This is a genomic window from Flectobacillus major DSM 103, from assembly GCF_000427405.1.
Taxonomy (GTDB): Bacteria; Bacteroidota; Bacteroidia; order Cytophagales; family Spirosomataceae; genus Flectobacillus; species Flectobacillus major.
Genome location: NZ_KE386491.1, coordinates 2216900 through 2237086 on the forward strand (window position 1 = coordinate 2216900; position 20187 = coordinate 2237086).

General features: G+C 36.9%; 12 protein-coding genes. 8 read left to right on the forward strand and 4 right to left on the reverse strand.

What is annotated here, in order from left to right; all coding sequences use genetic code 11:
• Window positions 1-18: 18 nt before the first annotated feature.
• Window positions 19-2403 (reverse strand): ABC transporter permease, encoded by a 2385-nt coding sequence (locus FLEMA_RS0111625; protein ID WP_026997705.1) that lies wholly within the window; start codon window positions 2401-2403, stop codon window positions 19-21.
• A 60-nt stretch (window positions 2404-2463) separates the two neighbouring features.
• Window positions 2464-4842 (reverse strand): ABC transporter permease, encoded by a 2379-nt coding sequence (locus FLEMA_RS0111640; RefSeq protein ID WP_026997706.1) that lies wholly within the window; start codon window positions 4840-4842, stop codon window positions 2464-2466.
• 273 nt (window positions 4843-5115) lie between these two features.
• On the opposite strand from FLEMA_RS0111640, the gene FLEMA_RS68300 reads away from it, so the two are divergent.
• Entirely contained in the window at window positions 5116-7254 is a 2139-nt protein-coding gene (locus FLEMA_RS68300; RefSeq protein WP_052354064.1) for a hypothetical protein, read from the forward strand.
• Window positions 7255-7525: 271 nt separating this feature from the next.
• On the opposite strand, the gene FLEMA_RS0111745 is transcribed toward FLEMA_RS68300, so the two are convergent.
• Window positions 7526-7858: an L-rhamnose mutarotase gene (locus FLEMA_RS0111745; RefSeq protein ID WP_026995529.1), complete on the reverse strand. Its 333-nt coding sequence runs from the start codon at window positions 7856-7858 to the stop codon at window positions 7526-7528.
• Between the two features lie 30 nt (window positions 7859-7888).
• Window positions 7889-9169 (reverse strand): L-fucose:H+ symporter permease, encoded by a 1281-nt coding sequence (gene fucP / locus FLEMA_RS0111750; protein WP_044171281.1) that lies wholly within the window; start codon window positions 9167-9169, stop codon window positions 7889-7891.
• A 223-nt stretch (window positions 9170-9392) separates the two neighbouring features.
• Between fucP and FLEMA_RS0111765 the strand changes: the two genes are divergently transcribed.
• From FLEMA_RS0111765 to FLEMA_RS68320, 7 genes are all read left to right on the forward strand, one after another.
• The gene (locus FLEMA_RS0111765) at window positions 9393-10157 is read left to right on the forward strand and encodes a MeeY/MeeF family manganese export membrane protein (RefSeq protein ID WP_026997707.1); all 765 of its coding nucleotides are present in this window, start codon (window positions 9393-9395) and stop codon (window positions 10155-10157) included.
• A gap of 364 nt (window positions 10158-10521) precedes the next feature.
• On the forward strand, window positions 10522-11064 hold the full coding sequence (locus FLEMA_RS0111790) for an SRPBCC family protein (protein ID WP_026997708.1): 543 nt from the start codon (window positions 10522-10524) through the stop codon (window positions 11062-11064).
• A 524-nt stretch (window positions 11065-11588) separates the two neighbouring features.
• Window positions 11589-14573: a hypothetical protein gene (locus FLEMA_RS68305; protein WP_144080083.1), complete on the forward strand. Its 2985-nt coding sequence runs from the start codon at window positions 11589-11591 to the stop codon at window positions 14571-14573.
• An 11-nt stretch (window positions 14574-14584) separates the two neighbouring features.
• Window positions 14585-18316 carry a DUF6443 domain-containing protein gene (locus FLEMA_RS68310; protein WP_044171285.1) on the forward strand — a complete coding sequence of 1244 codons (3732 nt, stop codon included), beginning with the start codon at window positions 14585-14587 and terminating at the stop codon, window positions 18314-18316.
• A 3-nt stretch (window positions 18317-18319) separates the two neighbouring features.
• Complete coding sequence (locus FLEMA_RS0111975) at window positions 18320-18667, forward strand: hypothetical protein (RefSeq protein WP_026995538.1); 348 nt, start codon at window positions 18320-18322, stop codon at window positions 18665-18667.
• Window positions 18668-18739: 72 nt separating this feature from the next.
• Entirely contained in the window at window positions 18740-19543 is an 804-nt protein-coding gene (locus FLEMA_RS68315; RefSeq protein WP_044171287.1) for an Imm44 family immunity protein, read from the forward strand.
• 113 nt (window positions 19544-19656) lie between these two features.
• Window positions 19657-20064, forward strand: coding sequence for an Imm44 family immunity protein (locus FLEMA_RS68320; protein WP_044171289.1), 408 nt, complete (start codon window positions 19657-19659; stop codon window positions 20062-20064).
• The last annotated feature ends 123 nt before the right edge of the window (window positions 20065-20187 follow it).

Below are 20187 nucleotides of genomic sequence, written 5' to 3' on the forward strand. Positions count from 1 at the left end.
ATTCTAGGTTTCAGTAAATTATTCTGTTCTCAAACTTTTCACTGGATTAGCCAAGGCCGCTTTGATGGCCTGATAACTCACTGTAAATAAGGTAATCGACAATGCCCCTAACCCTGCTACTACAAAAATCCACCACGAAATATCTGAACGGTATTCGTATTTTTTCAACCAATTATTCATAAAAAAATAAGCGATTGGCGTAGCAAGAAACAGGGAAGTCATCACCAAAAAGACAAAATCTTTAGAAAGTAATTGCCACAGATTCAAAACCGTTGCTCCCAATACTTTCCTGATGCCTATTTCTTTGGTGCGTTGTTCTGCTACAAATGATGCCAAACCAAATATGCCGAGACAACTAATGAAAATAGCAAGTGCAGCAAAGAAGGTAGCCAATTTACCCACTCGTTCTTCATTTCCGAATTTTTTAGCATATTCATCATCTACAAAAGTGTATTCAAAAGGTGCTGCTGGATTATATTTTCTGAAAACCGTTTCTATTTTACTCAATGCCACCCTTGAACTTATTTTAGGGTTCATTTTAATGATAAGAACATTTTCTTGGTCTTTAGAAATATGAAAAAGTGATGGCCTAACTGGCTTATAAGGCGATTGTACCACCATGTCTTTGATTACGCCAATTACTTTAAAAGGTCTGTTTTCCCATGTAATAGTAGCTCCGATTGGGTTTTTCAAGCCGATAAACTTTACCGCCGATTCGTTGAGTACAAACGCAAGTGAATCTGTGGCAAATTCTCTTGAGAAATCTCTTCCATTAGCAAATTGCCAACCTACGGTTTTGCCATATTCATAAGTAACACCATTGTTCGGAAAATCAACGGCCAAATTGGGGTCTTTCCCTTCCCATTGAAAGCCACCGTTGGTATTCCAAACTTCAGTAGTTGGGCTTCCAGACTCAGTCATTTCAACAATTGATCCTGAGCTTTTTAACTCTGTACGGATAGCCTCAAAATGATTATGAACATCAGGAGTTGCCATATACATGGTAATTAATCCATCACGATTATAGCCAATTGGGCGGTTTTTAGCATGCTCAATTTGGCGGAAAACAACAATCGTTCCGATGATTAAAGTAACAGAAACGGTAAATTGAAGAACTACCAAAACCTTGCGTGGAATAGCAGCAAAACGCCCTACCCTAAAAGTACCTTTTAATACTTTAACAGGTTGAAAAGATGATAAATACAAGGCTGGATAACTTCCAGCAATTAAACCCGTGAGCAAACTAAAACTAAGACCCAACAGCCAGAAGAATGGGTTTGTCCACAGAATCGTCATTTTTTTGTCAGCTACTTCATTGAAAAACGGCAATATAAGCTGAACCAATAGGATTGATAAAACGAAAGCAAACACTACAACGACTAATGATTCACTTAAAAATTGGATAATTAATTGACTACGAGCTGAACCAATGGCTTTACGAACACCTACTTCTTTTGCTCGTTTTTCAGAACGAGCCGTACTCAAATTCATGAAATTAATACAAGCCAATAACAAAACGAAAATTCCGATAATACCGAAAAGCCATACAAATTCAATTCTTCCTCCTACATTGATGCCATCTTTAAATTCGCCATACAAATGCCATTTACTCATTGGTTGTAAGAAAACTTCGGGTTTATATCTTTTTGCTTCACTGCCGACTTTATTTAATTTAACATTGATAATTTTTTGAGAAACCTTGTCCATATCAGCGTTGTCGGCTAATTGAGCAAAAGTTTGGGTAAAATTACTTCCCCAAGGATTCTCCATTTTTTTAATCCAAGGATTGGTAATCAAGTATAACTCCCAAGGCAAAATATACTCCATTTCTTTAAAACTAGAATTGTAAGGTAAATCTTCGTAAACTCCAGTAATTTTTACTACCTCTTTGTTATCAACTTTTATGAGCTTATTCATGGGGTCAGTATCCCCAAAATATGCTTTTGCTACTGATTCAGATAATAAAATCGAATTGGGTTCTTTCAATCCTTCTCTTGTACCTTTTAGCATCTTTAAGCTTAACATATCGGTGACTTGTGGCTCAAAGTAATTTCCAGATTTAGTAAATTTCTTTTCACCATAAGTCAAAATATGGGTTGATGTCCATGAAGACTGTAACACATATTTAAAATCGCTGGCATAATGACTCTTAATTTCTTCTGCCATTACCGCAGGATTAGATACCTGTGTCGATTTTTGGCCATTGAAAATATTATGCTGTGATACTTGAGCAATACGATCATAATTTTGATGATACTTGTTGTAAGAGGTTTCATCATAAATCCAAAGCCCTATTAGCATAGCCACAGCCATACCCGTAGCCAATCCTGCAATATTAATGAAGGAATAAACCTTATTTCGGAGTAAAGCCCTTAGTGCGATTTTTAAATAATTTTGTATCATAGTCTTTGCATTTTGTGGGATGTATGTAAAGCCGTTTCAATTCAGCGTTTCTACCTATTATTATTCTGTTCTCAAACTTTTCACTGGATTGGCCAAGGCCGCTTTGATGGCCTGATAACTTACTGTAAATAAGGTAATCGACAATGCCCCTAACCCTGCCACTACAAAAATCCACCACGAAATATCTGAACGGTATTCGTACGTAAGCAACCAATTGTTCATATAATAATAAGCAATTGGACTAGCAATCATAAACGAAATAAGTACCAATACCACAAAGTCTTTCGACAATAATTGCCATAGATTAAATACCGAAGCACCCAATACTTTTCTTACACCTATTTCTTTGGTGCGTTGCTCGGCCGTAAACGAAGCCAAACCAAAAATGCCTAAACAACTAATAAAAATAGCGAGTACAGCAAAAAATGTTGCTAATTTACCAACGCGTTCCTCGCTGTTGAATTTACGAGCATATTGCTCATCGGCAAAATGATAAATAAATGGACTTCCTGGATCGTGCTGTTTGAATACCGTTTCGATTTTGGGAAGAGCATCGCTTGCACTCATTTGTGGATTAATTTTGATAGTAATAGTACTTGCCCAACCATAATCTATAAAAAACACCGTAGGCTTTATAGGATTAAATGGCGACTCCATCACTATATCTTTGATAACTCCAATGATTTTATAGTTCTTATTATTCCAATTTAGATTTTTACCAACAGGGTCTTTAAAACCAATAAACTTGGCACAAGTTTCATTCAAAATCATACTTGCTGTATCGGTAGAATAGTTTCGAGAAAAATCTCTACCACTGACAAACTGCCAGCCCGCTGTGTGGCCAAAGTCATGTGTAACAGCTACTATACCAAACAAGGCTTGTAAATTAGGGTCTTTCTTCTCCCAATCAAATCCTATTTGTGTTGAATACAAATCGGTAGTTGGACTCAGCGATTCTGCCATGTCATACACAGCTCCTGTTTTTAGTAAATCGGCACGAAGTGCATCATAATGCCCTCTTAATTCAGGTGTTTTTATATCAATACTTATCAAACCATCTCTTGAATACCCAATAGGTCGATTTTTGGCATGCAAAATCTGACGATACACAATAATTGTACCGATGATCAATGTCACCGAAACCGTAAATTGAATTATTACCAGTACTTTTCGAGGTACAGAAGCATAACGTCCTACTCTAAACGTTCCCTTTAGTACCTTGATAGGCTCAAAAGAAGACAGGTAAAAAGCTGGATAACTTCCCGAAACTACCCCTGTTATCAACGAAAATGACAGACTCAATAACCAGAAATAAGGATTTGCCCATAACATAACCATCTTCTTGTCGGAAAGGCTATTGAATAAAGGTAATGCAAGCTGTACCAATACAATCGACAATACAAACGCTAATAAAACAATCAGTAAAGATTCGCTCAAAAATTGTCCTATTAATTGGCTTCTCACAGAACCGATGGCTTTTCTCACTCCAACTTCCATAGCTCTTTTTTCAGAACGGGCAGTACTCAAGTTCATGAAGTTGATACAAGCCAACAAGAGTACAAATAAACCGATAATGCCAAATAGCCACACAAACTGAATACGTCCACCCGAAATTTTGCCACCTTTAAATTCTGAATACAAATGCCATTTTTTCATAGGATGTACAAACATTTCGGCTTTTGCAGGGTCATCTTTCATGTGTACAAACTTTGAGAACCTGATTTTAGCAGACACTTTCTCAAAATCGGCCTGAGGTATTAATTGTACAAACAATTGGAATGAGTTGTTATTCCATTCGCTCTCAGCCACTTTTACCCATTTTTGTTCAGAAGCATATAAATCCCAAGGCAACATCAACCTTACCTCGTTGAAGGTTGTATTATGAGGTAAATCTTCATAAATACCCGTTACTTTTACATTAGTTTGGTTATTGAGTTTTAGCATTTGATTGATAGGGTCTTTGTCGCCAAACAAAGCCCTAGCAAGCGATTCTGAAAGTAGTATCGAATGCGGGTCTGTCAATCCTTTGATTGTACCCTTGAGCATTTTCAAACTTAACATTTCAGGAAAACTTGGCTCTACGTAATTACCTTTATCGCTGATTTTCTTGTCGCCTAGCGATAATATATGATCGAACGTCCACGATGACAGACTCATTGCTTGAAAATCGCTACCAAATTTATTTTTTAACTCTGCCCTTAAAGGCAATGGAATAGCATCTTGTGTACCAATACGACCATTCCAAATTTGGTTTTGTTTGATTCGCCCTAAACGTTCATAATTTTGATGGTATTGGTCATACGAAAGTTCGTCCCATATCCATAGACCAATAAGCATTGCTACCGCCATGCCAACAGCTAGCCCAATAATATTAATGCCCGAAAAAACGAGGTTTCTTTGCAAATTACGAATAGCTATTTTTAGATAATTCTTCAGCATGACAGAATTGAACGTTTAGTTAATAGTTTAATCAAGAGATACTTAATTATTTTATACACAAGATTGTGCCAATCACATAAACACCTAACAATCAAATAATTATACATGTATCATTTATTTAAAAGTGTTCGATATTGATACACTTTTCGTTCGGAAGTGAACGTAGAGCTAGCTTATTCAAACAGAAAAGTGTAATATATCACTGGTCAAAAGAGTAAAAAAAGGTCATTATTTTCTTTCTCCAAAAACTCCCTCTTACTTATTTTACTTGTCATGTATACAAAAAAAAACTTAGGATTTGTCTTTGTATTTTTGTTCTGCTCATATTTATTGCAAGGACAAAATAGTATCAACAGGAAAGCCGTAGTAGAAAGGCATATTGTAAAAGTGCAACAAATGGACACATTGGCATCCTTGTCGGTTGGCAATGGCAAATTTGCATTTACCGTTGATGCCACTGGCTTACAAACTTTTCCAGAACACTATGCCCAAGGAATTCCGCTGGGTACGCAGTCGGAATGGGGCTGGCATACTTTTCCCAATACCAACAACTACCGTTTTGAAGAAAGCCTAAAAGAATATACCCTAAATGGCAAAAAAGTCTCTTATGGTGTACAAATCAACTCGCCAGAACATGCCAAACAGGCTGTTAATTATTTTAGGCAAAATCCGCATCGTTTACAATTGGGCAATTTGGGATTTATCCTCCTCAAATCAGATGGCACCGAAGCAAAAGTATCTGATATTTTGGCCATTGACCAAAGCCTTAATCCTTGGACGGGCGAAATTCAAAGTCAATTTGTTTTTGACAATCAACCCGTAAAAGTCCAAACACTCTGCTCATCGTCACAAGATTTAATTGCCTTGAAAGTAGAATCTCCCCTTTTACAAACTGGCCAGCTAAAAATCCAATTACGTTTTCCTTTTCCAAGCAACGAATTCCTAGACAGCGGAGTAAACCGAAAACATCCCGACCAACATCAATCGGCCCTTGTTCAGCAAGTAGGTAATAGTGCTACTATTTTGCATCAACTCGACAATGACTCCTATTTTGTTCAATTGCAGTGGCAACAAAAAGCAACAATTAGCCAAGGCGAAGCTCACCAGTTTGTCATTAGTCCCGAAAAAGGACAAAGTACCCTTGAGTTAAGCACCTTATTTTCAGCCAAAAAGCCCACATTTAAGCTAGCAAACTTTATGGCTATCAAAGTGCAAAGCATGATTCATTGGCAAAATTTTTGGAAACGTGGAGGAGCTATTGATTTTGCAGGAAGTACCGACCCTAGGGCAAATGAGCTAGAAAGAAGAATTGTTTTGTCGCAATATTTAACCAAAATACAATGCACCAGTGCCGAACCTCCTCAAGAAACAGGACTAACCTACAATAGTTGGTATGGAAAGCCACACCTCGAAATGCACTGGTGGCATGGTATTCATTTTGCCCTTTGGGGACGTATAGATTTATTAGAAAAAAGCCTTGGCTGGTATGCCAAGGTATATCCAGAAGCAAAAAAAATTGCTCAACGACAAGGATATGATGGGGTTCGGTGGCAAAAAATGACCGACCCCGCAGGCCAAGAATCCCCGTCGTCGGTAGGAGCTTTTTTGATTTGGCAACAGCCCCATTTTATTTACTTTGCCGAGCTAGTCCGCCGACAAAAACCTCAAAAGGCTACTTTACTCAAATACAAAGACTTAGTATTTGCTACAGCCGATTTTATGGCATCGTATCCACATTGGGATACCCAAACACAACGGTATATTTTAGGAAAAGGCTTAATTCCAGCACAAGAACGGTTTAATCCAGAAGAAACCTTTAATCCTACTTATGAGCTAGTATATTGGCATTGGGCTTTAACCACTGCCCAAGCATGGCGAAAGGCCCTAGGGCTTGCTCCTAACCCCAAATACAGCGATGTCCTGAACAAACTTTCGCCCCTTCCTATACAAGACGGCGTATATTTGGCTACTGAAAGTGCCAAGGATTCTTATACCAACCCAAAGTTTTTGACCGACCACCCTGCTGTATTAGGGGCATTGGGTATGTTGCCTCAAAGCAGCCAATTGGACATTACTACTATGCAACGAACATTTGATAAAGTATGGGAAATTTGGCAATGGCACGACACTTGGGGCTGGGACTTCCCAATGGTAGGCATGACAGCCGCGCGGCTCGGCAATCCAGAAAAGGCTATTGATGGCCTAATGATGAATATAAAAACCAATACTTATTTAGTAAATGGCCATAACTTTCAGGACGAACGCCTAAGGCTGTATCTGCCTGGCAATGGAGGGCTTTTGGCTACAATAGCGATGATGTGTACCCGTGATGATCTACAAAAAGGAGAAACGTCATTTCCCAAAAATGGAAAATGGCAAGTAAAATGGGAAGGCTTACAGCCAATGCCTTAAAGCCCAAATATAAGTCGTCCCGAATTTTAGATAACATTAAAAGAAACCTCCAATTTGTGTTTGTTGGGATTCAGTCAAATGAACATTGAAAAGGCTTATCGATTAAATTTAGGGATTAATATACAAAAGGCGTTCGAAATTAGTTTTTCGAACGCCTTTTGTATATTAAATTTCAAAGCATTGCATCTCAACTGCTGAAAATCATATTCAAAAATAACCACTAAATTTAGGGTGACTCATTTTTCCTCAGCATCTGCTTCAACGTATGTACTTAATCCAACCCAAAAATCTTATCCATCAAAAGCCATTTTTCACCTTCTTTGGCCATAGGCAGGGCTTGTTGGTATTTCCACATCAGCAATTCCCATTCTTGTACCTTTGGGTTTTCTGCATCACTTTTGGCTTTGGCCTCAAAAGAAAACGTTTCGTTTACCTCCATTATCATAAAAAGGCGATTGCCTAAACGGTATATCTCCATATTGCTGATACCAGCCCCTTTAATACTATCAATAATTTCAGGCCAAACGGCTTTATGATAGCTTTCATACTCTGCAATCAACTGCGGGTCGTCTTTCAAATCAAGACATAATGCGTACTTTTTCATATATTTTTGGTTATGATACTTTCCAAATTATTAATGCCCCCCCGAAATAGTAGCTCCTTTCTCTGATTTTGATTTTATAGCAAAAAACAATACAACAAAGAAACATACCAATGGCACAATATAGGCCGTTTGGATACTACTAACATCCGAAATACGCCCCATTACTACAGGAAAAATTGCCCCTCCAACTATCGACATAATTACCAATGAAGACCCCAACTTGGTTTGCGAACCCAAACCTTGGATACTCAAAGAGAAAATGGTTGGAAACATAATCGACATAAAAAACTCAACACCAATCAATGCGTAAATAGAAGGCATACCTCCTACCGTAATAGCCACCGCCAACAACACAATATTAAAGACACTATACACGGCCAACAAACGATTGGGAGCAATATATTTCATTAAAAATGTACCTAAAAATCGCCCTAACATAAAGCACAACAAAGCAAATGATAAATAACCTGCGGCTTCTTTTTCTGAAATACTAGCTGTTTTTCCTAAAAAGCGAATAAAGAAACTCGATACACATACCTGAGCCCCAACATAAAAAAACTGTGCAATAACACCCAATATCAAATTCTTTTGTTGGAAAATACTACCAGTATTGCCACTTTCTGTCGAAGCGTCGCTATCTTCTTTTATATCTGGCAAATGCGTTTTCCACAAAACTAATGCTACCGAAAGCACCACCAAACCAATCACGATATAAGGGATTTGTACACTTTCTGCTTCGTGTGTTAATAGGGTATTAACCTCTTCGGGCGACAAACTTTTGATTTGCTCTTCTGAAATAGTGGTATCGGTTAAAATAAAAAACTTGCCTGCCAATGGTGCCAACGATGCCGCTAGGCCATTAAACGACTGTGAAAGATTAAGGCGTTGGGTAGAAGTGGCACTATCGCCCAGTACCGTTACATAAGGATTAGCGGCTGTTTCGAGAAACGTTAAACCACTGGCAATAATAAAAAGAGCCATCAAAAATAATCCATAAGTACGGGTAGCGGCCGCAGGATAAAACAAAAATGCCCCGCCCGCAAAAATCAATAATCCTACAATAATACCTGATTTATAACCATATCGGTTCATGACCAACCCTGCAGGTATAGCCATAACAAAATACCCAACAAAAAAGGCCGAATCAATAAAAGCAGACTGTAAATCAGTAAGTTGACAAGCTTTTTTGAGATGTGGAATCAATATTGGATTGAGGTTGTGAGCAAAACCCCACAGAAAAAACAAAACCGTTATCAAAACAAAGGGTATCAAATAGGGATTACGAGTATTAGACTGATTGGACAATGCCATAAGGTTAAATTTTAGTATTATTGGGATAAAATGAATAAATTACTTTTCAAAATAAAGGTAATTCACCCATATTATACTCAATAATTTATCAATATTGTCCAAAATCCTTTAAATTATGATTTTACCCAGTTATCCCATTCGCTATCCGCTTAAACAATTTAGGTTACTGATTTTATTTTTAGAACGCTTTATAATTAACTTTGGGAAACTTTAAACAGACAACATGGATTTTTTAAGAGAAATATTAGGAAACGATTTAGGAAAAGCATTTTTAATTATTGGTAATTTAGTTCTAATAGAAAGCCTTCTTTCAGTAGATAATGCCGCAGTACTTGCTACAATGGTAATGGACTTGCCCAAAGAAAAACGAGAAAAAGCCTTAAAATATGGTATTATTGGTGCTTATATTTTCCGCGGTATTTGTCTTTTGTTTGCAGCCATGTTAGTAAAAGTTTGGTGGCTCAAACCTCTCGGCGGGCTTTATTTGCTTTATTTATGCTACGATTATTTCAAAACAGAAAGTACTCCTAGCCACGAAGATGATATTCTGAACAAAAAAGAAAATTGGATTTATAAACATACAATTGGGCGTTTTGGCATTTTTTGGTCTACTGTTATTATGGTAGAAATCATGGATTTGGCCTTCTCTATCGACAATGTTTTTGCGGCTGTTGCTTTTACCGACAATATTTACTTGATTTGGATTGGTGTATTTATTGGTATTTTGGCCATGCGTTTTGTAGCTCAGGCTTTTGTAAGGCTTATGGAAAAATACCCTTTTCTCGAAACTTCGGCTTTTGTGGTTATTGGGGTATTGGGCTTAAAACTAACGTTTTCGGCCGCATGCCATTTGTTCCCACAAATTAGTATCTGCGAATTTTTGGAAGGCGAAACAGCCGATTCTTATATCTCAATTTTGACAGTAGCTATTTTTGTCGTTCCAATTCTAACATCAACATTCCTGAATTTCCCCAAACACGAAAAATAGTATTTGGGTGATTCACAAAAAACATAAATCATCCCAATTTTTTTAATCAAACAAGGCGGTCGAAAAACTAATTTCGGCCGCCTTGTTTGATTAATAGTCAATAAATATCTAACATTTGTGTGCTTTTTTTCCAATAAACACCAACAAGGGGGTCTCTATTTTAAATTATCACACAATTCGGGATGACTCATGCTTTTTTTCTAGGAAATATTGATAACATCTTGTTCTTTTTTACAGATTTATCAATATTTTTATGTACTCGATAAACCTTTCAATAGCAATACGACAAAGTAGTTTTAAACTTTTATCACTTCAATCTATTTTTCAAGAAATTATCCTATTTTCAACTTTAATCTATAAAATTATGGAAATTTTTACCACTATTATTTTGGGCTTATTGGCTCTTATTGCTTTACTACTTCTTATTGCCCTATTTCTCAAAACAGAATATGCAGTTGAACGAAGTATTATTATTCACCAACCCAAACAGGTTGTTTTTGACTTCATCAAACTTCTCAAAAACCAAGATACTTTTAGTAAATGGGCTACCCTAGACCCCAATATGAAAAAGGAATATCGAGGAATAGATGGCACTGTGGGCTTTATTGCAGCTTGGGATAGCTCAAACCAAAAGGTAGGAAAAGGGGAACAAGAAATCACAGCGGTATTGGACGGTGAATACCTAACTACCGACTTGCGTTTTTTTAAGCCTTTTGATGGAATAGCCAAAGCCAAAATGGAAACAATTAGTATATCGACCACACAAACCAAAGTTCAATGGCATTTTGATAGCCAAATCAAATATCCATTCAACTTGCTGTTGCCTTTGATGAAAATGGATAAAATGATTGGCCACGAACTTTCGATAGGGCTAAAAAACCTTAAACATATTCTTGAACATAATTAGGCATTTATACAAAATCAGTTTGTGTGAGCTGTTTAATGTCAGAACATATTGAAAAAACTATTTCAATATGTTTGGAATAATTTTGGAATTAGACGAAAGAATCTAATTTTAAGCACTTTGTTTGGCTTTCTCTTAGTCATCAGAATCACAAACTTAGTACATTTTTACTTCGTCGTTTATCTGCCAACGTGCCTGTGCAGAGAATGCTTAAAATACCATTCATAACTGAACTAAAAGAGCATTTACGCCTTCTTCGATAGTTCAAAATGTTTGATACCCCCTCCCCCACTAGTATCCGATACATTTTCAAAGCAAATTTGATTTTTTATGTAAGTCTGAGCATGCAAAAGGAAAAGCATAGATGCCTCTTGTAAAGTGTAAAGATGCTCAAGACATTAGAATTTGAAAGAAAAATCAAAACCATACAATTAGGATACAAACACGTGACACTCATGGCTTTTTGATGTCTTATTAGCATGATAATTATATATCTAGCTATTAAAGAACCTAAATCAAAACAAAATATGAAACACCTTTTTCTACTCATCTCCTTCTGGGGAGGATTAATTTGTTCTAGCTATGCACAATCCCCGTCAGAAAAAGTACCAAAGGACTCGTCTGCATTAAAGGATGCCAACATCAATCTTACTGAAGATCAGATAAAACAATACTTACCTCAAGTATCCCCTAAATCTCCTAATGTATCAGGATTAGAACGCTTTGGAGAAATACCAGTTTCGATGTACACAGGTTTAGCATCTATTGATATTCCTCTGTATGAAATTAAGGTTGGTAATATCGTCGTACCAATCAAATTGTCTTATCATTCAGCAGGAAATCGTGTAAATGACATTGCAAGTTGGGTTGGATTAGGCTGGAGTCTTGTAGGTAATTATACCATAAATCGCAATGTTCGTGGCAAAGTCGATGAAATTAATGGAGGGTTACTCAATAATAACTTACCCACCCTTGCTACCCCTATTACTTGCTTAACGACACAGCTGAAATCAGACCTTGACAATTATATTGGAGCAAATACTGACCTTGAGCGAGACGTCTTTACCTATAATACCCCTAAAAGAAGTAACTCTTTTGTATTATTACCCAATCAAGGATATGTGTTTCAAGAATCGGATAAAAGTATCATTACACATCCGACGAGTTCCTTAACAAACCTTCAAATAGTAGATGAAGAAGGGCTCACCTACCTTTACGCTCAACCAGAAAGTACTACTTCATCTAGCATAAGTGGCGGTTATACAAGTGCTTGGCATTTAACTCAGATTCAAGGCGTAAGTAAAAGAGATGTCATCAATTTTTCTTACCTTGATAATACCTCATTTAGCCACTCAGCAGATGTTATTGACACAGAAGTTTACACAACGGATGCTTCTGGACTGAATAATAGTACAATAACAGTAGGATGGCAGTCAGGTAGTACAACAACAGAATCCGCTACTATTTTTGGAAAACTGCTTCATGAAATAACGTTTCCAATGGGCAAGGTGGTATTTGTTACAAGTCCAACGACAAGGCAAGACGGCTATGGCAAATCATTAGATGCAATTGATATTTATGGTTATAATATAAATTCCAATACTTATTTTTTAATTAAAAAATATACGTTTAAATATGTTTATAAACAACGCTTAAACTCGTATAGTGGAGATATTGCGATGCTTTTAGAAAAAGTACAACTTCTTGATAATCAAGGTTACACCATAGGAGACTATAGTTTAACCTATAATAATCAAGCCTTGCCTGCTACTACTTCTAAAGCAAGGGATTATTGGGGTTATTATAACGGTCAGCTCAATAATACGACATTACTACCTGCACAAACTTATACTTATAATGGGAATGCTGCGGCAAAGATAACCTATACGATTGGAGGAGGTAATAGAACAGCTCATGAATCTTCGATGCAAGCATGGATGCTTACTTCAATTAGTTATCCAACGGGGGGATATAGCAATTTTACCTACGAAGCCAATAGATACTATGATGCGATTACTTCTACTCAAAAAATCATTGGTGGCTTACGAATTAAACAAATTGTTAGCAATGATGGGGAGGGCAATACCACAACAAAAACTTATAAGTATGGCCGTTTAGAGGATGGCAATGGCACACTCAGAAATACAGCCTCGAAAATCTATGAAGTAGCTCAAAAATACAAACACCCACAAGTTTTCCCAGGAGACCCTGATTACAACTATATTTCTAGGATTTATTCATCTAGCTTTACCTATTCTCTTAACCCAAATGAAGGTAGTACTGTTACTTATCCTGTCGTTACGGAATATCAAGAAGACTATAATGGTTTGAGTACGAGCAATGGGAAAACGGTTTATACTTTTAAAGATGATGCCTCGGACGATTTATACACAATTCCTTCTTCTGGCAAGCAAACGGTAATTAGTCGCCATTGGAATCGGGGGCAACTACTCAGTAAAGTAGTTTACGGTACAGATGGAAAGAAAAAATATGAACAAATCAATACGTACACCACCTTAGAAGCTGCAAGCACTGTAATACTTGGTTATCTGTTAGGAAAATCAGAAATACGCCTCAATGGTACTCCTCCAGAATCAAGTGGATGTTTAACCAATGATAATCGTTATGAACCTATTCGTAGTTTTGCTTGGAATTATGGTCTAGTAAAACAGACAGGCACGATTGAAAATGTCTATGACAATCAGGACGAAAGTCTTTTCACGACCAAAAAAGTAGAAACAAATTATAGTACTAGCCATTTTCAGCCGACACTCATTAAAGAGTATGTAGCCAATAGTATTTTACTTAACAAACTACGTTGGTATCCGCAAGATTTTACCAGCATTCCTTCCAATGCTCCTGTGTCTGCAGAAGTATATGCCCTCAAACGAATGCAAGAGCGAAATATGCTTACAACGGTTATTGAAGAGGTCGATTATCGACAAGATTTACTAGCTCCGACTTCTCCTCTTATCATTACTGGTGGACATTTTAACACCTTTGCCGTAACGAGTACCGCCAGTGGAACAGCCAACGAAACAGCGATTGTCCCCAAATCAACGGATTTATTAGAATGTGTCTGGAATACGTTTCTAGGGCCTAATAATTCCATTACTTATATGGCTTCAAGGGACTTATTTAATCCATCTGTGAATACCACAAGCATTCCTAGAAATGCCAATTATAAAACGAGAGTATTCTTTGACCAATACGATAATCAGGGCTATTTACTGCGTTTTCATCAAAGCGATGGTGCAAATACTTCGTATAGTTATCAGTATGCGGCAAACGACAATATCCCCTTTGCTTATCCCACAAGCCAAACCCAAAATAGTGCAGGCTCTAAACAGCTCACTAGCTATTTTGGCTTCAATATACCACTTTTAGGACTGTCTTATAGCATTGATCCGGCAGGAATAAAAACAAGCTTTGAATACGATACTTTTGGTCGGTTACTACACCTGAAAGACCATTATGGAAATATTTTGAAAAAATACCAATATAAATACTAAGCTAAACCCACATGAAACATTCTACTTTCTATTCTCGCTTGTGGTCGCTAGTCTTATTACTAGTGTTCTCACAATTACCACTTTGGGCTCAAGTAACTCCAAGTAGTACTAAAAGTTATGTATTAGAACAAGTGCCACGAGTTCCCTTAACAAGCCTAAGCAATGCAACTCCCTATTCACAGGTGCAAACGAGTATCAGCTATGTGGATGGCTTGGGAAGACCCTTGCAGACGGTCATTGTTAGGGGGTCAGCCGATGGGCAACAGGATATTGTGACTAATACGGCTGTTTACGATAATTTTGGCAGACAGGTGAAAACTTTTTTACCTACACCCAATTCAAGTACTGGAGGAGCATACCTACCCAATCCTCAAGCATTGGCGAGTGCCTTCTATAACGACAATGCTCCATTTTCTAGCGTAAATTCCTTTGACAATAGCCCTCTGAATCGTCCTGTAGAACAGTATGGTGTAGGGCAAGCATGGCGAACGGCTACTAAATCGGTTAGCGTACAATACAAAGTTGCTCCTGCCAATTCGGTGATTTATTTCCAAGCAGGGTTGTATGGTGTAGGGGCGAGTAGTAGCAATTTTGCTGCGAACAATTTAGCTACTTCTAAAAGTTATGAGTTTGCAGGAATTACGGCTGCAAATGGCTTGAGTATTAATCCGTCTTTACGCTATTATGAGTCGCATGACCTAAGTATGACCATTACCACGAACGAACGAGGTAAAAAACTAACTGAATACAAAGACCCTCAAAATAGATTGATTCGCAAAGATGTAGAGGTAAGTGCGGATACCATCCTCACGACGCATTATGTCTATGATATTTTTGAGCGTTTGGCTTACGTCATTCCTCCTGAAACCTACTTGCTCTTTAGTAATAGTAAATTAAGTTTATCAGAAAGTGAGACGGCTTTTACAGAGGGGATGTACGCTTATCGGTACGACGAACGGGGACGCCTAATTCGTAAGCATATTCCTGGCATGGGTTGGACTTCTATCGTTTATGATAAACTCGATAGGCCTGTTATGACACAAGACCCACAGGAAGCAGCACAAAGCCCTAAGCAATGGCAATTTACCAAGTATGATGCACTGGGAAGAACCATTATGGCAGGAATTACCACAAGCTACAATAGTAGTGATAGAGATGTTCTTCAAACGGCATTTAATGCCATAACTACGCCTTATGAAGAACGAGGAACTGCTCAATTAGCCTACACAAAGCAGAGCTTTCCCTCAAGTGCCAATCCAAGCGATGCCGAAGTGATGAAAGTGCAGTATTATGATACCTACGATTGGATTCCTACAGGATTGGGTAATCAGTTAAGCACCGACGACGACCCTGCCTTTAGTACTACTCAAATGGATGGACAACTAACGGGTGGAAAGGAACGAAATCTAAGTACGAACGATTGGTATGCAAGTACCCTGTATTATGACTATCGTTTACGCCTAGTCAATCAAAATAGTGATAACCATTTAGGAGGAAAAGAACACCTCAATATGCACTATAATTTTGTAGGGGAAGTCCTTCGGGTTCGTAAAAGCCATGATACAGGAACGTCGGCAAGTTTGATTACAGAAACCTCAGAATACAGTTATGACCATATAGGACGTAAGAAAAGCTACATTCACGGAATTAATGGAGCAAAACAACAATTAGCAACCTATCAATACGATGCCATTGGAAGATTGATTCAGAAACAGCTCCGTCCTAGCAATAATCTTGTAAGCCAACAATCAGGTAATTGGTCAGATGCTTCGACGTGGTCAGGTAATTTGCCCACCCTCTCTGATTTTGTGACCATCAATACAGGGCATCATGTCGCTATCCCTAGCAACACGATAGTAAATGCAGGTAGCTTACTGAACAAAGGAACATTAGATATGGCTACTACTTCCCAACTAAATTTGGGAATATTAGTGCCTAGTGGCAACGCCACAGCCTTACAAAGTGTGGACTATACCTACCACATTAGAGGGGGATTAAAGGGAATTAACTTGGATGCTTCGGGTAATGTAGCTCTCAGTAATGGCGATTTGTTTGCCATGAAACTGGGCTACGAAGAAGATGGCACATATTATGATGGAAATATCCGAAAACAAGAATGGAAAACCTCACTTGATAACCTGAGCCGTTCCTTTACCTATCGTTACGATGGAGCAAATCGAATTAAAGCAGGGGTATATCAGGGTGGCAAAACGGGCGAAGATTATAGTTTGAAAAATGTTACCTACGACAATAATGGAAACATTAAAAACCTTGTTCGTAATGGATTAAAGACCAACAACAACTTTGGAGTTATTGATAATTTGGCTTATACTTACCTAGCAAATTCCAATAAGGTTCAAGCAGTAACGGACAATTCCAATGAAACAGCGAGCTTTAGTGCGGGAGGCGTACCTCATGCCGCTGGCACAACGGATTATACCTACTCTTCGGACGGCTCTTTAATCAGCGATGCCAATAAAGGAATTTCACTGATTGAATACAATTATTTGAAATTGCCCAAGAGAATTGTTAAAGGAAGTACGACAATTGTATATCAATACAGTGCTAGTGGCAAAAAGCTAAAAGAGACCATTGGTACTAACGTGACTGATTACGTAGGGAATTTGATATACAGAAATAGTGTAGTCTATCAACTTGCAAACGATGAAGGGCGTGTGGTCAATGGTACGTATGAGTACGATATAAAAGACCATTTAGGCAGCCTTAGGGTAAGTTTCAAAGATTCTGTAGGAATAGCCAAAACAACCCAAGAAAGCCATACAGGAGTGTGGGGAGAAGAATTGCCAAGCCTAAGCTACAAGAATACACCCAATTTAGATAACTTTAAGTTTACAGGTAAAGAAAATCTACCCGAAACTGGCTACACCGATTTTGGAGCAAGATGGTATGATAATATTGTGCCTAGATTTATTTCTATTGACCCTTTAGCCGAAATCTCAAGAAGGTGGTCGCCTTATGCCTATGCCTTTGTTAATCCATTAAGATTTATCGACCCTGATGGAATGGCAACCAGAGATGTTTTTGGAAACACTACTTTTGATGGCTATGTCGGCGATGATGGGAATGGTAATTATCACGGAGAAACTGAGCCTGTCAAGGGGAAAACAACTGTAAATAATAACAAAGGGAAAGGTACTAAAGCCAAAGCCGTAAGTGCTACCGTTGTTGCTGGTACTGCAATTATGGCTGGTAGAACAGGGATAGGTTGGTCATTAGGAGAAGGTGCTGTTGCATTAGGGGAAGGAGCTGTTGGTGTTTCTGGATGGGGATTGGTAGCCCTAGGAGTGGGTTATCTGATGTCGATTACTCCTAGTATAGATGCTGCAGGTGATATAGCTGATGCTGGAACGAAAACAGAAAAAAAGGAAACAATAACATTATTTAGGGGAGTAAATAGGAGTTATATGGCTCAATATATATTGGCAAGACAAGGAATTGCAATCCCAAGAGGTGGACATGACTCTCCAAGACAACACAGTGTAGGCAATACTGATAGTATTTTTACATCTTGGTCTACTGAACCGAATGTTGCGGCATGGAGGGCAAAAGCAGATGGTGTTATACTGAAAATACAAATGCAAATTGGAGATCCTAGATTATTACCTAATATTTTTGCTAAATATCCTGGTGAACAGGAATTTTTGATTATGGGTATAATTAGAGGAGCTCAGGTACTAAAATCATGGGATACAGGAACATGGAATCCAACACAAATCAAATAACAAATGACAACAGAAGAATTAATCAAAACAGTTACAGGAACAAACTTTGACCTTATTTCATTTAATGAAATAGAGTTAGGGGAAATACTTTTTAAGTTTGTAAAGAATAGAGTCGAATTACACGACATATACCAAACACGTAGTGACATGTTTGCTGATGAAAATTATCGTTACTATTCTAATGATAAGACTGTTTATGAAGGGCTTAATGAATCTGCATTTGCTTTAAAAGAAAGTAAATCGGAGAAGGTTTTATTTATTGAAGTAAAAACTAAAGATAACGATGAAATAAGTCTTTTTTTTGAAGATGATAGCAAACGATTTTTAGGATATATTTATATACATGAATAATGAATGTAAATAGTTTTATATTCAGAGAGAGTATTGACAGCATATAGGTAAAAAGTCTAATATTAAAATAACGTGAAACTTAAAATAACACAATCTTTTGATTTAAAAACAGAGAGAAAAGCATTTTTAATAGAGCAATTCACATATTCTATCGAAAATATTATTAACGATAAAAACTATGGAGAGAGCATAGAATTTTTATTTATAGAATTTAATTGTATCTCATTAAACAAGTCGTTTGCGACTGGTTTAGTCGTAGGATATGATTATTTTAAAAAATCAAAAACGCTGGAAATTAGTGTAAAGATAAACGATAAAGAACTCCGTAAATCTGATAGCAATAATTTTCATATAATCGGTATAAAAGCCTTGAGTAGCGTTTTAGACTATATAAAGATCAATCCTATTAAAAATTTTAATGTGAACGAATTTATAAGTGATTTCAATCATGAACTAGGGAAAATAGATTTTTTTACAAAAAAAGTAGAAGAACTATTTATAAGTCCTATGCCATTACCTACCAATTATACTTATTACAAATCAGAAGAAATAAAAAAAATCTCAAGTGACCAAAGAAATATTCTACTTTCTATATTAGAAAATAAAGAGAATCGCTTCAAGTTCTTTGAAGAAAAACTCAAAAGGCTCGAGGAAAAACTCAATATACAACATAACGAAAAAATAAAAATAAGACTCCATTTTGAAGAGTTTATGTTTTTTTTCATTGAGAAGTTAAAGTCAGAAGAATCGTTTTCAGTTATTAAGGAACAGCTTGGAGAGTATATAGAAGAGGTGCAATTTATGAATTTAGACACAGAAGAAACTGAAATTCTTGAAGATATAATGAGTGATTACATAGAAATACTCAGCGAGTAAAAGTTGGACATTAACTAATCCATACTTGCTAAAAGAAAAGTTTCTACTTGACGAATATTTTTCGCAAATGGCAAATTACCTTCTGGTAATAAAATGTTCAAATAAAATAAAACATGAAATTTAACTTCACAATGGAAACCAGTTTAGGATTGGGTAAACTATCTTTTTTGGCAAATTCAATAGAAAAGTCTCTAAATGAATATCTGCAATTATCTTTTTTTAGCCAAGATGTAGGTCAACTCGTTCTATCAATAATATGTTTAGAGCCTCGTATTGAACCCTTTTTTAAAAGTCGAAAAGCAAAATTTCAGAAAGCTAAAGAAATGGATGAAAAAGGAGTTATTTACTGTGATTTGAAGCTTGATTATATGAAGGTTTTAAATGCTCCCGATAATGAATTACAAGAGTATTTAAAATCAGAAATCCTTAATACTTTACCTGTAATATCAAAGATTAAAATAGGCGATTTCGATATAGTTACATTTGAAGAGACACTTCGAACTTATCTAGAGAAAAATTAAATACTTAAAAATGGGTATCAGATGAAAGATACTAAATATTTAAAAGCTGCTGAAAACCTTGTGAAAGCAATTGATATAGCAATTGATGTTTTGCAAGTGGCTACATTAAACGATTTCAGAGAA

What these genes read in the sequence shown, in the direction of transcription:
- FLEMA_RS0111790 (WP_026997708.1), top strand. Translation starts at nt 10,522, where the DNA reads ATGGAAATTTTTACCACTATTATTTTGGGCTTATTGGCTCTTATTGCT.
- FLEMA_RS0111745 (WP_026995529.1), bottom strand. Translation starts at nt 7,858, where the DNA reads ATGAAAAAGTACGCATTATGTCTTGATTTGAAAGACGACCCGCAGTTG.
- FLEMA_RS68305 (WP_144080083.1), top strand. Translation starts at nt 11,589, where the DNA reads ATGAAACACCTTTTTCTACTCATCTCCTTCTGGGGAGGATTAATTTGT.
- FLEMA_RS68300 (WP_052354064.1), top strand. Translation starts at nt 5,116, where the DNA reads ATGTATACAAAAAAAAACTTAGGATTTGTCTTTGTATTTTTGTTCTGC.
- FLEMA_RS0111640 (WP_026997706.1), bottom strand. Translation starts at nt 4,842, where the DNA reads ATGCTGAAGAATTATCTAAAAATAGCTATTCGTAATTTGCAAAGAAAC.
- fucP (WP_044171281.1), bottom strand. Translation starts at nt 9,169, where the DNA reads ATGGCATTGTCCAATCAGTCTAATACTCGTAATCCCTATTTGATACCC.
- FLEMA_RS68320 (WP_044171289.1), top strand. Translation starts at nt 19,657, where the DNA reads ATGAAATTTAACTTCACAATGGAAACCAGTTTAGGATTGGGTAAACTA.
- FLEMA_RS0111975 (WP_026995538.1), top strand. Translation starts at nt 18,320, where the DNA reads ATGACAACAGAAGAATTAATCAAAACAGTTACAGGAACAAACTTTGAC.
- FLEMA_RS0111625 (WP_026997705.1), bottom strand. Translation starts at nt 2,403, where the DNA reads ATGATACAAAATTATTTAAAAATCGCACTAAGGGCTTTACTCCGAAAT.
- FLEMA_RS68310 (WP_044171285.1), top strand. Translation starts at nt 14,585, where the DNA reads ATGAAACATTCTACTTTCTATTCTCGCTTGTGGTCGCTAGTCTTATTA.
- FLEMA_RS0111765 (WP_026997707.1), top strand. Translation starts at nt 9,393, where the DNA reads ATGGATTTTTTAAGAGAAATATTAGGAAACGATTTAGGAAAAGCATTT.